Source organism: Leucobacter chromiireducens subsp. solipictus (genome assembly GCF_016758195.1).
GTDB classification, from domain to species: domain Bacteria; phylum Actinomycetota; class Actinomycetes; order Actinomycetales; family Microbacteriaceae; genus Leucobacter; species Leucobacter solipictus.
In genome coordinates this window covers 15903-30448 of sequence record NZ_QYAC01000009.1, presented here as the reverse complement: position 1 = coordinate 30448, position 14546 = coordinate 15903, and the positions used below count along the sequence as shown (strand labels likewise).

12 protein-coding genes are annotated in these 14546 nt (G+C 70.0%); 4 read left to right on the top strand and 8 right to left on the bottom strand.

Annotated features, from left to right (window positions below; all coding sequences use genetic code 11):
* Window positions 1–159: 159 nt before the first annotated feature.
* The 5 genes from D3230_RS16475 to D3230_RS15095 all read right to left on the bottom strand — a co-directional run bounded on the left by D3230_RS16475 (window position 160) and on the right by D3230_RS15095 (window position 6331).
* A complete protein-coding gene (locus D3230_RS16475) occupies window positions 160–3222 on the bottom strand; it encodes a DUF11 domain-containing protein (RefSeq protein ID WP_202345893.1) in 3063 nt (1020 codons plus the stop codon).
* Window positions 3223–3568: 346 nt separating this feature from the next.
* Window positions 3569–3853 (bottom strand): hypothetical protein, encoded by a 285-nt coding sequence (locus tag D3230_RS15110; protein WP_202345892.1) that lies wholly within the window; start codon window positions 3851–3853, stop codon window positions 3569–3571.
* A 61-nt stretch (window positions 3854–3914) separates the two neighbouring features.
* A complete protein-coding gene (locus tag D3230_RS15105) occupies window positions 3915–4382 on the bottom strand; it encodes a cupin domain-containing protein (RefSeq protein ID WP_202345891.1) in 468 nt (155 codons plus the stop codon).
* A gap of 148 nt (window positions 4383–4530) precedes the next feature.
* On the bottom strand, window positions 4531–5304 hold the full coding sequence (locus D3230_RS15100; protein WP_202345890.1) for an IclR family transcriptional regulator: 774 nt from the start codon (window positions 5302–5304) through the stop codon (window positions 4531–4533).
* Window positions 5305–5317: 13 nt separating this feature from the next.
* Window positions 5318–6331, bottom strand: coding sequence for an AraC family transcriptional regulator (locus D3230_RS15095; RefSeq protein ID WP_202345889.1), 1014 nt, complete (start codon window positions 6329–6331; stop codon window positions 5318–5320).
* A gap of 167 nt (window positions 6332–6498) precedes the next feature.
* Here D3230_RS15095 and D3230_RS15090 point away from each other — a divergent pair, with 167 nt between their 5' ends.
* From D3230_RS15090 to D3230_RS15075, 4 genes are all read left to right on the top strand, one after another.
* Window positions 6499–7275: an SDR family oxidoreductase gene (locus tag D3230_RS15090; RefSeq protein ID WP_202345888.1), complete on the top strand. Its 777-nt coding sequence runs from the start codon at window positions 6499–6501 to the stop codon at window positions 7273–7275.
* A gap of 49 nt (window positions 7276–7324) precedes the next feature.
* Window positions 7325–8566: a styrene monooxygenase/indole monooxygenase family protein gene (locus D3230_RS15085; protein WP_202345887.1), complete on the top strand. Its 1242-nt coding sequence runs from the start codon at window positions 7325–7327 to the stop codon at window positions 8564–8566.
* 79 nt (window positions 8567–8645) lie between these two features.
* The gene (locus D3230_RS15080) at window positions 8646–9161 is read left to right on the top strand and encodes a flavin reductase family protein (RefSeq protein WP_237467673.1); all 516 of its coding nucleotides are present in this window, start codon (window positions 8646–8648) and stop codon (window positions 9159–9161) included.
* Window positions 9158–10744: a phytoene desaturase family protein gene (locus D3230_RS15075; RefSeq protein WP_202345885.1), complete on the top strand. Its 1587-nt coding sequence runs from the start codon at window positions 9158–9160 to the stop codon at window positions 10742–10744. Before D3230_RS15080 ends, D3230_RS15075 begins: the two co-directional genes overlap by 4 nt.
* A gap of 63 nt (window positions 10745–10807) precedes the next feature.
* Here D3230_RS15075 and D3230_RS15070 read toward each other — a convergent pair whose 3' ends face one another.
* The 3 genes from D3230_RS15070 to D3230_RS15060 form a co-directional block, all read right to left on the bottom strand.
* On the bottom strand, window positions 10808–11203 hold the full coding sequence (locus D3230_RS15070) for a RidA family protein (RefSeq protein ID WP_202345884.1): 396 nt from the start codon (window positions 11201–11203) through the stop codon (window positions 10808–10810).
* An 8-nt stretch (window positions 11204–11211) separates the two neighbouring features.
* Window positions 11212–11982, bottom strand: coding sequence for a cyclase family protein (locus D3230_RS15065; RefSeq protein ID WP_202345883.1), 771 nt, complete (start codon window positions 11980–11982; stop codon window positions 11212–11214).
* Between the two features lie 116 nt (window positions 11983–12098).
* Entirely contained in the window at window positions 12099–14483 is a 2385-nt protein-coding gene (locus tag D3230_RS15060; RefSeq protein ID WP_202345882.1) for a bifunctional salicylyl-CoA 5-hydroxylase/oxidoreductase, read from the bottom strand.
* Window positions 14484–14546: the final 63 nt, after the last annotated feature.

Below are 14546 nucleotides of genomic sequence, written 5' to 3'. Positions count from 1 at the left end.
CGACCCCTCTGGCAAATCGCACCCCCGGAATCCCGCATCCCTGGCGTGTCGCAGAGGTCCGCCCCGCCCCCAGGTGCCCCACTTTGGGGAACTGGGACCGGGGCGAGATCCGCGTCATTTCGCGGATTCCGAGTTCAGCGCGAAGTTTTCACGCCGAGCTCAGGCATCCTCGTGACGCCGCCTGCGCGCGAAACTCCAGAGCGCGAGTCCCGCGAGTGTCGCGGCGATTCCGAGGCCGCCGATCGCGCCACGCTGCTCGGAAGCCCCGTCGGGAGCCCCCGTGTCCGCGAGGCGGGTCGGCATCGCGACGGCGGTGCGCGGCAGCGTCCCGGGCACGCTCACCGCGGGAGCGGGCGGAGCGACCGCGGCCGGCGGTGTGGTCACCGGCGGCGTGACGGGCGGTTCCGGGGTCACCGGCGGCTGCGGCGGCTGGGCCGCGCAATTCGGGGTGGCCGGCGGGTACACCGTCGTCTCGGCTGCGGTCGGGTTGATCCGGATCTCCACGACCGCCTGCTCACGCAGGTTGTAGTGCGGGGCCGCGGGATCCAGCACCCAGGTGCCGTCGCCCTGCAGGGTCCAGCCGGGCCAACCGGTCGGATTCCCTTCCTCGTCAACCGTCGCGCCCGGCCACAGCATCTGGCCGCTCAGGGTTTGGCCGCTCACCCACCCGTCGGGGTAGGCGATCGGGTCCACCTGGGACGCCCCGTCCGCCAGGATCGCCGCCGTGTCCCCGGCGGGGATTGAAGCGTCGCGTGCCGCGTACGCGTCGGCGGTCCACCAGATCATGACGATCGGCAGTTCGCTCGGATCCGCGGTCCCGCTCGGGGTGACACTGTAGGTGAACCACGGGGTGTCGTTGACGCAGACCGCGCTGCCCGCGATCGCCACGCCACGCACCTCGGTGGTCACCGAACCGCAGTCGTTGCCGGAATTGCTGTCGCCGCCGTCGCCTGCAGCCTCGGGATCCACCAGCACCAGTGCCGGAAGCCCCAGGAGGCCCGTGGCGGCCCGTTCAGGCTGCGGTTCGGGTTCCGCCACCCCCGAGGCGGCGACGCACGCCTGGTTGGTGATTTCGCCGCTCGGCGGTGCGGTGACCACGAGCGCGTCGAAGGTGATCGTTGCCTCGCCGGTGAACGCGCCGGCGTAGCTGGCGGTGACGCTGCTGCCGGACGCGTCAACCGTCCACCCGGCGGGGCCGGATCCCGTGCCCGACACTGCGCTCAGCCCGGCCGGGAGCGTGTCCGTCACGACCGGATCGAGGGCCGCGTCCGGGCCGGCATTGGTCACCGTGATCGAATACTGGATCGTGTCGCCCACCTCAGCGACCCCTGCTTCGCCGGCGCTCGCGGTCTTCACGAGCGACAGATCATAGGAACCGGGCGGGCAGGGTGTCACCTCAATGGTGCGGGTGAGTTCTTCCTCCCCCACACTGACGGTCACGACGTAGCTGCCGGTTCCCGCGAGGTCGAGCTGCAGGCTCGCGGTCGTACCTTCGGACCCGTCCACGGAGCGCGTGACATACGGCGTGCCACCGCCCTCGGCTCCGATCGTCACGGTGTAGGTCACGCCGGACACGAGGCCGCTGAGCTCAGCGGTGACCGCTGCGGGGAGTGGCTCTCCGTAGGCGAGACACTGATCCAGGCTGAGCGTGATCTCGGGCAGCTCCGGTTCGGGGCACTCGGCAACCTGCGCCGTCGCGTCCGCGGACTCGCCAGCGTGTTCACCGGTCCCGGTCACCGTCACGTGCAGCGCGCCCTCCTCGGACGGCATCACCTCGATCACCCGGGTCGCGGCGTCCGCGGTGAAGGACATCGGCGAGCTCGCGTCCGTTGCAACCCCGTCGAACTCCACCGTGTACGGCTCACCCACCACGAGCTCACTCAGCGTGACCGTCAACGGGGCAAAGCCACCCATCGCCGGGCATTCACCGGCCGAGATCGAGACCGCCGGATCCGGATCAACCGGAACCTCCGGCTCCGCGCATCCGTTCTCGAAGATCGCCTGACCATCCTCGTCCCAGTTCTGGCCCGGGAAGCTCTCCCCGTCCCCGTACTCGAACGGCGGGATGATGTCGCGGCCATCCTGGTGGCTCGCGCCCGCATGCCCGTTCAGCACTCCCGCGGGGGGAAGCGTCAGCTCCACCCAGGGATTGGAATCAGACGACGTCGCGTGACACAGCGTCACCTCCTCCTCGGGCGGCTCGGCGCACTTTTCCACCTGCACGGAGCGCGTCACCGCGCCCTGCGCGGCTCGGGGCCCGGTGCCACGGATGTCGACGGTCACCGAGGTGCCCTGTGCTGCGCCGAGGCTTCGTGTCTCGCTGGTCGCGGTGGCGACAAAGTCGACGGCCGCCTGCCCGTTGCCCTCGTAGGTGTACGGCTGGCCCACGACGAGGTTGCCAAAGACCGCGGTGACGGACGGCATGGTGTCGCCCTCGACGCACTCCCCCAGGTTCAGGGTGACCGTCGGTGCCGGATCCTTCGGCGGCTCAGGCGGGTTCGCGCAGCCGCGTTCGTAGATCGCCTGTCCGGCCGCATCCCAGTTCTGGCCCGGGAACTGCTGCACCTGCCGATTCTCGGTGTAGCTGAAGGGCGGGATGATGTCGCGCCCGTCCTGGTGATGCGCTCCCGCGTGGCCGCTCGCCGCACCATCCGCCGCGACGGTGATCTGCACCCACGGGTTCTTCACCGAGGACGTCGCGTGACAGAGCGTCACCTTGTCTTTCTTCCCGCCGCCACGCGCGAGTTCCTCGGCCGCAACACGAGCTGCCTCGGCCGCCGCATCGGGGGCCGGATCTGCCGTTTCGGCCTCCGGGGCCACGGTCTCCTCGGGCACCGCGGGGGTCTCCGAGACCGTCGGCTCAGGCGCGGGAGGCTGCGCGACGTCAGGGGCCGCTGGGGCGGGCTCGGGCGCCGGTTCGGGCACGGGCACGGGGGCGGGCTCCACCACGGGTACAGGCTCAGGGACCGGCACGGGTGCAGGAGCCGGGGCGGGCTCAGGGACCGGAACTGGTTCAGGGACCGGGGCGGGTTCCGGTGCCGGCTCGGCAACAGGTACCGCCACGGGCTCGACCGCCGGCGGTGCCACCGGCGCGTCCGCTGCCGCCACCGGCACCGTGTCGACGGGGGCATCGAGCGCAAACGCGGGGGCGGTCAATGGCTGAAACACGAGTGCCGCGGCGACGGCGAGGATCGCACCCCCGCGGATGCTCGCGCCGCGCACGCTTCCCGCGCGTGGTTCCCGAAACCGGCCGGGGCGTTCCGGCCTGATCCGCCATCGGCCGATCCACCGTGGATAGTGGGGATGCTCGGGACCACGTGTGCGCTTCATTGCTCTGCCGCTTTCTTCCGGACCATTCCGGGGACGGCACACCGTTGTCCCGCCCTCGATCCGAGGCCGCGAACGGGCGAGACTGCGTCTCTACCCCCGAGACCGCGTGATGCGGCTTACGGTATGGCGAGACGGACCCGGGCACATCCGGGAAAAACACGCAGATTCTGGGCACGCCTCAGCGCGCCGCGACCGGAGGGGGTCGCGGCGCGCTGAGGCGCACGAGGGTGCGGAAGCGTTAGCCGCCGAGTGCGCGTTGCACGCGGCTCAACGAAATGTTCTCGTGGACCATTGCTCCGGAGCTGGTGCGCTGCTCGAAGCGGTAGCCCATCTTGCCCTGCGAGAGCATGCCGATCAGGTATGGTTCGTCCGCGTTCCACATGATCCACGTCGGCTGCCCTGCCGAGTTGGTTCCGAGGAAGGTGATCTCGATATCGCGGCGTCCAATGCGCTGCACACTGGGTGCGAGCACGTCCTTGGAGAGGGCGACACCGCCGGTTCCCGCATGCTGCATCTCGCTCATGCCCTGATCCTACCGAACGAACCCGAGAACCGTGCGGAGATTCCGCCGTGCCCCGCGAACACTAGTCGGTGTATTCGAGTTCCAGATCAGAAACGTCTTGATCGGTGAGGTTCACGACGATGTTGTCGGGGTTGCGCGTGGTCAACCAGATGAGCTCCTGGGAACGGCTGGCGTTGCCCTCAATGTGGGGCACGAATGGCGGGACGTAGACGAAATCGCCCTGTTCGAAGTAGATGATCTCGTCGTAGCGCTCGCCAAAGCGAATGTAGCCCCGGCCCTGCAGCACGTAGCCGCCGGTCTCCGCCTCGCCGTGATGGTGCGGGTCCGAGTGCTCACCCACCCCGGTGTGGACCCGGCCGAACCACAGGCCGACCACGTCGGTGTTTTCGACCGAGACGCCCGAGTAGCGCTTCGCCTTGGCGGTCTGCCCGGGGGCGAGCGGGAGCTCGTCCTTGCGCTGGATGCTGATCTGCTTGAAGGGGCGGCCGAGCGGATCGAGTGCGGTGTTGGTTGCGGTTTCTGCGCCCATGATGCGGGTCCTTTCGGGTTGGCCCACCGGCGCACCGTGTCACTCGCGCGTCGATGGGGAGGTCGTCCCGAATCTACCCCCCAGCGGAAAGCCGGGTAAGCTTTTCCGTATAGCGGGACAATTGCACCACCGCGCCCCGCCACACCCCTTAGTACGCGAGCCGTTCTTCGATCCGCGCCGCCGACACCCGCAGCTGTTCGAGCAGCTCCCGCTCGCGCACGCTGAGCTCCCGCGCCCCAGCGGACACGGCCATGCGGGACAACGGTGCCGCGATCGTCAGGCTGCTGATGACCTCGCCTCCTGGCCGCCGCACCGGCACCGCAAGCGCATACATGTCGTCCTCCGACTCGCCCCGATTCCTCGCGTATCCGTCCGCCGTTACCCGCGCGAGCTCGGCCCGGAGCCGCGCCGGATCGGTGATCGACTCGGGCGTGGGGGCCGAAAGCGGCTCATCGAGATACGTGTCCGCAAGGCGGTCCGCGGGGAGGGCGGCCAGCAGCACCTTGCCGCCCGCCGCGGTGTGCGCGGGCGGCCCCTGCCCCACCCGGCTCGTGACCCGGACCGGCCGATCTGATTCCACGGAGGCGGCGAACAGGCAACGGCGCCCCCGGAGCACGCTCAGGTGGACGGTCTCCCCCGATCCCCGTTGCAGCTCCCGCATGACCGGCTCGCTCACCGCGACGCAGTGCTCCAGCGCGGACACCGAACTCGTGAACAGCATCGCACTGCCCAGCTCGTAGCGTTTCCCCTGCGACTCCTGGCGCACAAACCGCTGTTCCCGCAGCGTCGCCACCAGCCGGTGCGCGGTGGAGGTCCCGACCCCGATCCCGTCGGCAATGTCCGACAGCCGGAGCGGCCCCCGGGCCCGCAACAGGTGCAGCACCTCAAGCGCCTTCGACACTGAGTTCAGCGTTTCGACCATGATGTCCGCGAGCTTAGCGCCGCAGGGTCTCGCCGGGCGACTCCCCGAACAGCCGCCGATACTCCGTCGAGAACCGGCCGAGGTGTGCGAAGCCCGCGCGCTGCGCGATCGCGGTCACCGTCTCCCGCAGCGGATCTGCCGCCGTGAGCATCGTCCGCGCGTGCCGGAGCTGGGCGTGACGCAGCAACGCCGTCGGGGTCGTGCCCCGCACCGCACGCACGTGGGTCTGGAGGGTGCGCAACGGGACCCCCAGCTGCGCCGCGAGTTCCAGCACGGTCGCGCCGTGCGTCACGCCAGCCTCGATGCTCTCCTCGAAGCGGCGCACGAGCGCGTCCCCCGGGGTCACCCGCACCGGCTCGGCCTGGGCCCAGGTTCCGAGCGAGCGACTCACCGAGTTCTCGACCGCGCTCAGCAGCCGGGCCAGGAGAAGCTCCGATGACAGCTTCCGCGCGTAGCCGCCGTCGCTCGTCGTCCGTTCCAGCACCTCGTGATGCTCGAGCAGCGCGCGGAGAAAGTCGCCGCCCGCGAGGGTGCCCAGCTGCAGCTGCAACCCCAGCTGCAGCCGTGCGTCGTCGACCCCGTACACCGCCCGAGCGACGTCGCGCACCCGCTCCTGGGTGGCGTAGAGGATGAGCGTCGGGACGCCGGCATCCCAGCGCATCACGAACTCGCGTTCGAGTGGCGGCACGGTCGCAACCGTGGGCGAAGATTCCACGAGCGCGTTCCCCACCTGCATGGTGGCCCGCCCGCGCAGCGGGATCTGCACCAGATGGAAGTTTTCGAGTCCGCGTCCCACCCCGATCCGCACCGCGGCACCATAGTCGAGCAGATCGATCCCCACCCCGCCCTCGTGCAGCGAGCGCATGCTCATGCGCACCTCCCGGCGTTCCAGAGGGGCCAAGTGGTGCTCGCAGAACACGCCCGACACCGTCGCGTGCGCCTCGTCGATGGTGTCCGCCCGCACGCTCGTTCGGCTGCGCAACAACTCATCCGAGCTCGGCAGTGCTGCCCATGCGCGTGGCCCCATCGCGCCCCCTCCGTCCGCATCGTTGCTCGACGTTAAATGGATAGTGTCGGCGCGATGTGGATAGCGGCACCCGCGGCACGACCGTTGTGATTGAGGGTAAGCATACTCAGCGATGCCGCCCACGCACAGTGGGTCCCAGTTCAACGACGAACGTAGGAGGACATGCAATGCCCCCACTCACCGACAGAGTCGCCCTCGTCACCGGCGGCGCGACCAAGATCGGCCAGGGCGTGGTCCAGGTGCTGCGCCAGGAGGGCGCGACCGTGGTGGTCGCCGACGTCGACGACGCGGGGCTGGCACAGCTCCCCGCGGGCATCGACGCACAGCGCTGCGACATCACCGACGACGCCCAGACCGCCGCCCTCGTGGCCGGGATCATCGAGCGCCACGGACGGCTCGACGTGCTCGTGAACCTCGCGGCGAGCTACCTCGACAACGGTGCGGAAACGTCCCGGACAGACTGGCTCGCGGGTCTCAACGTGAACCTCGTGAGTGCCGCGCGGCTTGCGGAAACGGCGCGCCCGCACCTCGCGCAGAGCGGCACGGGGGCGATCGTGAACTTTGCGTCGATCTCCTCCGCCATCGCGCAGACCGGCCGGTGGGTGTACCCGGTGAGCAAGGCCGCGATCGTGCAGCTCACGAAGCTCCAGGCACTCGACTACGCACCTGACCGGATCCGGGTGAACTCGGTGAGCCCCGGCTGGACCTGGTCCAACGTCATCGAGGCGGTCTCGGAGGGCGATCTCGAACACGCCGACCGGGTCGCCGCGAACTTCCACATGCTCGGCCGGCTCGGCCGTCCCGAAGAGGTCGGCCGCGTCGTCTCCTTCCTCGCCTCCGACGCCGCAAGCTTCGTGACCGGTGCCGACTACGCGGTCGACGGCGGCTACTCCGCCCTCGGCCCCGAGCAGCGCGATCCCGCGATCCCGCTCCTCGCCCCCTGACTCGCGGCTCCGTCGCCCCACTCGTTTTCCCATTCCCGAGAGGATCCTTATGTCTCAGCGTCACATCACCATCGTCGGAGCCGGCCAGTCCGGCATTCAGCTCGGCCTCGGCCTCCTCATGCACGGCTACCACGTGCGGCTCATCTCCGACCGCACCCCCGAAGAGATTCGCGCGGGCCGCGTCGCATCGAGCCAGTGCATGTTTTCCAAGGCGCTCGAGTACGAGCGCGCGGTGGGCGTCGACCTCTGGCCGGATGCCCCCGCCGTGAACGGGGTCGGTTTTACCGTGCCCCACCCGGAGCAGCCGGGCGAGAAGCTCTTCAGCTGGGCCGGGCAGCTCGACTCCACCGCCTACGCGATCGATCAGCGGATCAAGTTCCCTGCGCTCATCGAGCTGTTCGTGCAGAACGGCGGCGAGGTCGTGTACGAGGCCGCGGACATCGCCGCGCTCGAACGCTACACGCGTGACTCGGAGCTCGTGATCGTCGCCGCCGGCAAGGGCGAGATCGCGCGCGGGTTTGAGCGGGACGCCGAGCGGAGCACCTACGCGGAGCCGCAGCGCGCGCTGGCCCTCACCTACGTCACCGGCTTCGAACCCACCCCGGATTTCTCCCGCGTGAGTTTCAACCTGATTCCGGGGGTCGGGGAATTCTTCGTGTTCCCCGCCGCCACCGTCACGGGCGACTGCCACATCTTCGTGTTCGAGGGCGTGCCGGGCGGCCCGCTGGATCGCTGGCAGGGGCTCACCCCGGAGCAGCACCTCGACGCGTCCCTCGACTTCCTGCAGACCTACCTCCCTTGGGAAGCGGAGCGCGCCACCAACGTCGCGCTCACCGATGACCTGGGGGTGCTGCAGGGCCGCTTCGCTCCGACCGTGCGCCACCCGGTCATGCATCTGCCCTCCGGGCGCACGGTGCTCGGCATGGGCGACGTGGTGGTCTTGAACGACCCGATCACGGGTCAGGGCTCGAACAACGCCTCGAAGTGCGCGCAGAGTTACCTCGATGCGATCCTCGATCACGAGAACCTGCCCTACGACCGGGCGTTCCAGCAGAACGCTTTCGAGCGCTACTGGGCGCGGATCAAGCCGGTCGCCGACTGGACCAACGCGCTGCTGAGTCCGCCGCCGCCCCACGTGCTGCAGCTCCTCGCCGCGGGGGCGCAGTACCCCGAGATCGCGCACCGTTTCGCGAACGGCTTCACCGACCCCGTCGATTTCGGGGACTACTTCCTCACCCCAGATGGTGCCGAACGCTACCTCGCCGAGGTCGCGGCACGCGCGGGCGCCTAGCCCGGGATCGGAGCACACCTTGTCCACGACACGCATCACCACGCAGACCCGCACGTCCTCACGTACCGAGGGGGAAACCATGAACATCAGTGTTGATTCGGCCGCGTTCGATCCGCTCGATCTGCGCGCCGCGTTCGGACAGTTCGCCACCGGGGTTACGGTGGTCACGACCCTCGCCGGGGATGGCGAGCGGATCGGGGTCACGGCGAACTCCTTCACCTCGCTCTCGATGGATCCCCCGCTCGTGCTGTGGTGCCCCGGGCGGCACCTGCGGAGCCTCCCCGCGTTCGAGGAGGCGAGCCACTTCGCCATCAACGTCCTCGCGAGCGATCAGCAGCACCTGTCGCGCCAGTTCGCGACGGGGGCGAGCGATAAATTCGACGGCGTGCTCCTCCGGGACGGTGTTGCCGGGATCCCCGTGCTCGAGGGGACGCTCGCCACGTTCGAGTGCGAAACCGTGGCGCGCCACGAGGCCGGCGATCACGTCATCTTCATCGGTCAGATCCGGCACTACGCACACGCCGCGGCTGCGCCGCTCGTATTCCACGGCGGCAGTTACCATGACACCACCACGAACCGAGCGGAGCGTTCATGACCACAGTCGTCATTGGCAGCGGGATCAACGGGATGGTGGCCGCGGCAGAGCTGGCGCGGGCCGGAGTCCCCACCATATTGCTCGAGCGCTCGGCGCGGATCGGCGGCTTCATTGCCGCGGAGGAGGAGCGCACGCTCCCCGGCTTCCGCCACGACACGTACTCGTCCTGGCACCCGCTGTTTGTGTCGAGCGCGGCATTCGGCGAGCTGGGCGGGGAGCTCGCCGCGCGCGGGCTCGCCTATAGCAACAGTGAGACCGCGGTCACGGCGAGCACGGCGGACGTGCAGGGCGAGCGGCGCACCGCGATTGCGTACCGCGACCCCGAGCGTACGGCCGCGGGCTTCGCGCAGGCGGAGGATCGCGACGCCTACCTCGCGATGCTCGCCGAGTTCGGCACCCGGGCCCCCACGATCTTCGGGGCCCTCGGGGCCGAGCTCGGCTCTTCCGCGGTGCTCGGCAAACTCGGCTGGAAGGCCCTGCGCGGACTCAAAATGGCCGGCGTCGAGGAACTCGCCCGCGACGCCCTCACGAGCGCGCGCAGCTACCTGCGACGCACGTTCACCGGCTGGGAGGTCGACGCGGTGTGGACCCCCTGGGGCCTGCACTCGGGTCTCGGTCCGGATCACGCGACCGGCGGCATGATGATCCCGGTGTTCGCCGCCGCGATGCATCAATTCGGTCTGCCGGTCGTCACGGGCGGCGTGGGATCCTTCCTCGCGGCCTTCGAGTCGCTCCTGCGGGATGCGGGCGTCGACATCCGCACCGGGGTCGAGGCCGAGGAGATCGTCGTCGCAGACGGCAAGGTCACGGGCGTGCGGACGTCCGCGGGGCACATCACCGCGGACACCGTGCTCGCGAGCGTCACCCCGGGTGCGCTCTACGGGACGCTTCTCGCGGGCGCACCGCAGGTCGCTGCCCAGCGGGAGCGCGCGCGGCGGTACCGGCCCGGCCGGGCCGCCATGCAGCTGCACTTCGCGCTCGACCGCCCCCTCCAGTGGGAGGACCCGGCGCTCCGCGAGGTTCCGCTCGTGCACCTGAGCGACGGCTCGGGCAGCACCGGCATCGCGTGCGCGCAGGCGGAGGCGGGACTGCTCCCGTCCCAGCCCACCGTGGTCGTGGGCCAGCAGAGCGTGATCGACCCGAGCCGGGCTCCGGACGGGAAGGCGACCCTGTGGCTGCAGCTCCAGGAGGTCCCGTTCGCGCCCGTCGGTGACGCCCGCGAGCAGATCGACACGAGTGGTGGCTGGGACCGTCCCGAGCTCCGGCAGCGCTACGTGGACCGGGTCTTGGAGCGGCTCGAGGTGTTCGCGCCCGGCACGATCTCCTCGGTGCTCGCGACCGACGTGATCGCCCCAACGGACTTGCTGGCGGCCAACCCGAACGCGATCGCGGGCGACCCGTATGCGGGCTCCGCGGAGCTCGACCAGAACCTGCGCTGGCGGCCGTTCCCGGGCGCCGCCGGGCACCGAACCGCGGTCGCCGGCGTGTGGCACATCGGGGCCGCCACGCACCCCGGCCCGGGGCTCGGGGCGGGGTCGGGGCACCTCGTCGCACAGCGCATCATCACGGGGCGCACGCGGTAGCGCGCACCCCGCAACGCTGAGGCCCCCGGAAACTCCGGGGGCCTCAGCGTTGCGGGGCAGCGGTTAGGCGGGGATCACGCCGGTGACCTCGATCTCGATCAGGGCCCCCGCGATGGCGAGTCCCGAGATCCCGACGATGGTCTGCGCGGGATGGCGCGTGCTCCCCTGCACGTCCTCGATCGCGGCGGTGATCACCCCAAACTCCGTGGGATGCAGCGTGTAAATCGTGCGCCGCACGATGTCGTCCCAGCCGAGGCCGGCGGCCGCCATGGCGAGCTCAACGTTGCGCATGGCGGCGCGCGTCTGCTCTCCCAAGTCGCCCGGGCCGATCAGGCTGAAGTCCGGGGCGAGCCCCATCTGGCCGGCCACGTACACGGTGGTGCCGGCCGGCGCGATCGTGACGTGGCTGAACCCGGGCGCGGGGTGCAGGCTCTCCGGCGTCAGGTCGGTGCGTGACATGGGCGCCCCTAGCCGTCGATCAGCGCGTAGATGCGAGAGGGGCTGCCGCCGCCGCCCACGATCGGGAGCGGCGCGACCACGATCACGGCTCCCGTGGTCGGCAGCTGCGCGAGGTTTTGCAGCGAGGTGATGCCGTACTTGTCGTTGCCGAGCAAGTGGTAGTGCGCGGGGAACGGCGGATCGAGCTCGGCACCCCGGCCCGCGTCGATGCCGACGGTCTCCACCCCCACACCCGAGATCTTCGTCTCCTGGGCGAGCCAGAGCGCGGCCTCGGCGGTCATGCCGGGCGTGTGCGAGCCCGTGTCGTCGGCGTTGAGGAAGGCCTCCTGATCGTCCGCGTACCGATCCCAGCCGGACCGGAACAGCACCCACCCGTTTTCCGGCAGCGGGCCGTGTTCGGCCTCCCAGGCCTGCAGGTCCGCGACGGTGACCAGATGGTCGGGGTTCGCCGCGACCTGCGCGGTGACGTCGATGACCACGGCGGGCCCGATGAGCCGCTCCGGGGCGATGCTCGCGACGTCGTGGCCGTCGCGGCCGCTGATCCAGTGCATCGGGGCGTCGAGGTGCGTGCCGATGTGCTCCCCCGTGTGGATGTTGTGATGCATCCAGAACGGCCCCGGCTCGTTGAAGCGGCTGACCTCTTCGAGACTGAAGTCGATGAGGTTGGCAAACGGGTCCGGCAGCCGCAGCGTGGGCGTCTCCGATGAGAGCGGGTTCGTGAGGTCGACAATGCGAAGCGTGCCGGCGGCGAGCGCCGCGGCAATGGCGGTGGTGGTCATGGTGTGGGTCTCCTCGTTGAGATGTGATGACCGGGGTGCCGGCGGGGCAGCGCTCCAGGGCGCCGCCCCCGCCGACACCCGCGATGTGATCCTACTGGGGTGTCGAATCTGCGGGGCTATACGGCCGGGACGGTGCGCCCTCCAATCCATCGGGTGTGCGCCGAGTCCTGCCCGTCCGCGGCGTGCAGGAGTTCGAGTCGAGGCCGGATCGCGTCCGTGCGAGCGGTCGGCGGCTTGCGGCGGCCGGCACGGTAGGGGTTGATCCAGGCCGCGGAGTCGCCCTGGAACTCCTGATCGGCGGCGGCGTGCAAGGTCCAGTGCGGGTCGTAGAGGTGGCTGCGCCCGATCGCGACGAGATCGCAGCGCCCGGCGAGGAGCAGGGAGTTCACGTCGTCGTAGGAGGAGATCGCCCCCACGGCGACGACGGCGGCACCCGCCTTCTCGGCGACGCGATTGCGGATCTTGTCGGCAAAGGGCGTCTGGTAGCTGCGACCGAACTGGGGGCGTTCCTCCCCGCCCACCTGCCCGGACGAGACGTCGATGCCGTCCGCGCCGTGCTCGATGAACGCGGCGGCGATCGCCACGGCGTCTTCGTCGTCGTTGCCCCCGGGAATCCAGTCGTGCGCGGAGATGCGCACGAGGAGCGGTTTGTCGGCGGGCCACGCCGCGCGCACGGCGTCGAAGACCTCGAGCGGGTAGCGGAGCCGGTTCTCGAGGCTCCCGCCGTACTCGTCGTCGCGCTGGTTGGCGACGGGCGAGAGGAACGACGAGAGCAGGTAGCCGTGCGCGGCGTGGAGCTCGAGCAGGTCGAAGCCCGCGGCGGCGGCGCGCTGCGTCGCCGCGACGTGCGCGTCCCGGATCCGGTCGAGATCGGCACGGGTCGCCGCGCGCGGCACGTTGCTGGCCGGCCCGTACGGGAGCGCGGAGGGGGCGATCACCTCCCAGCCGCCCGTCTCCACGGGCTCGTCGATCCCCTCCCACATCTTCTTCGTGGAGCCCTTCCGGCCGGAGTGGCCGATCTGCGCGCCGATCTTCGCCGTGGAGTTGGCGTGCACGAACTCCACGATCCGCCGCCAGGCGTCCCCCTGCTCGTCCGTGTACAGGCCCGCATCGGCCGGGGAGATCCTGCCGTCCGCGCTCGGCGCGATCATCTCGGTCATCACGAGCCCCGCCCCGCCCATGGCTCGGCTTCCGAGGTGGACGAGATGGAAGTCGGTGACCACGCCGTCCTCGGCGGAGTACTGATCCATCGCCGACACGATGATCCGGTTCTTCAGTTCGAGCTGCCCGATCCGGAACGGCTGGAACATGGCGGGCACGTCCGAGCCCGAGGTGCGGTTCGCGAAATCGCGCTGCATGACGCCCGCGAAGTCCGCGTCGCGCAACCCCAGGTTCTCGAAGGTGATCCGGCGCGAGCGCGTGAGGAGGTTGAAGGCGAACTGCAGCGGCTCCTGATCGGCGTACTGCCCGATGTTCTCGAACCACTCGAGCGAGGCCTGGGCGGCGCGCTGCAGCGAGAGCACCACCGGGCGCCGTTCCGCCTCGTACGCGTCGAGGGCGGCGGGAAGATCGTCCGGGTGCTCGTGGAGGTTCGCGGCGAGCGCCAGTGCGTCCTCGAGCGCCAGCTTGGTGCCGGACCCGATCGAGAAGTGCGCCGTGTGCGCGGCGTCCCCGAGCAGCACCACGTTGCTGTGGCTCCATTTCTCGTTGCGCACCGTGTTGAAGGTGATCCACTTCGAGTTGTTGGTGAGGAGTTTCGCGCCGTCGAGCTCGTCCGCGAAGATCTCGGCGAGCTTCGCGACCGAGGCATCATCGCTGACGCCGGGCGGGAAGACCTGGCTCTCGCTCGCGTCGAAACCGGCGGCGCGCCACACATCCTCGTGCATCTCGACGAGGAAGGTACTCTCCGTCGCGGAGTACGGGTAGGCGTGCACCTGGATGATGCCCCACGGGGTGTGCTTGACGTGGAACGTGAACGCCTCGATCGCGCGATCGAGCCCCAGCCAGATGAACTTCGAGCGGCGAGGATCGAGCGACGGTCCGAAGCTGTCCGCGTAGTGGGGTCGGATCCGGGAGTTGATGCCGTCCGCCGCGATCACAAGATCGTACTCCGCGGACAGTGCGTCGACGTCGGGGGCCTCGGTGAGGAAGTGGATCGTCACCCCGAGCTCCAGGGCGCGTTCCTGGAGCAGCAGCAGGAGCGCCTTGCGGCTGGTCGCCGCGAAGCCCTGCCCCCCGACGGTGATGCGCTCGCCCTTGAAGTGCACGTCGATGTCGCTCCACTGCGCGGCGCACTGCTGCATCGCGGCGAACGTCTCCGGGTCAGCGTTCTGGATGCCGCTGAGCGTCTCATCGCTGAACACGACGCCGAAGCCAAACGTGTCATCGCGGGCGTTCCGCTCCCAGATCGTGATCTCGTGGCTCGGGTCGAGTTTCTTGGCCAACACGGCGAAGTAGAGCCCGGCGGGCCCGCCTCCGATGACGGCGATTCGTTTTCCCATTCGGGTGTCCTTTCTACGGGTGCAGCGCGGCCCCTCCATTGGGTGCGCGCGACCGCGGTACGG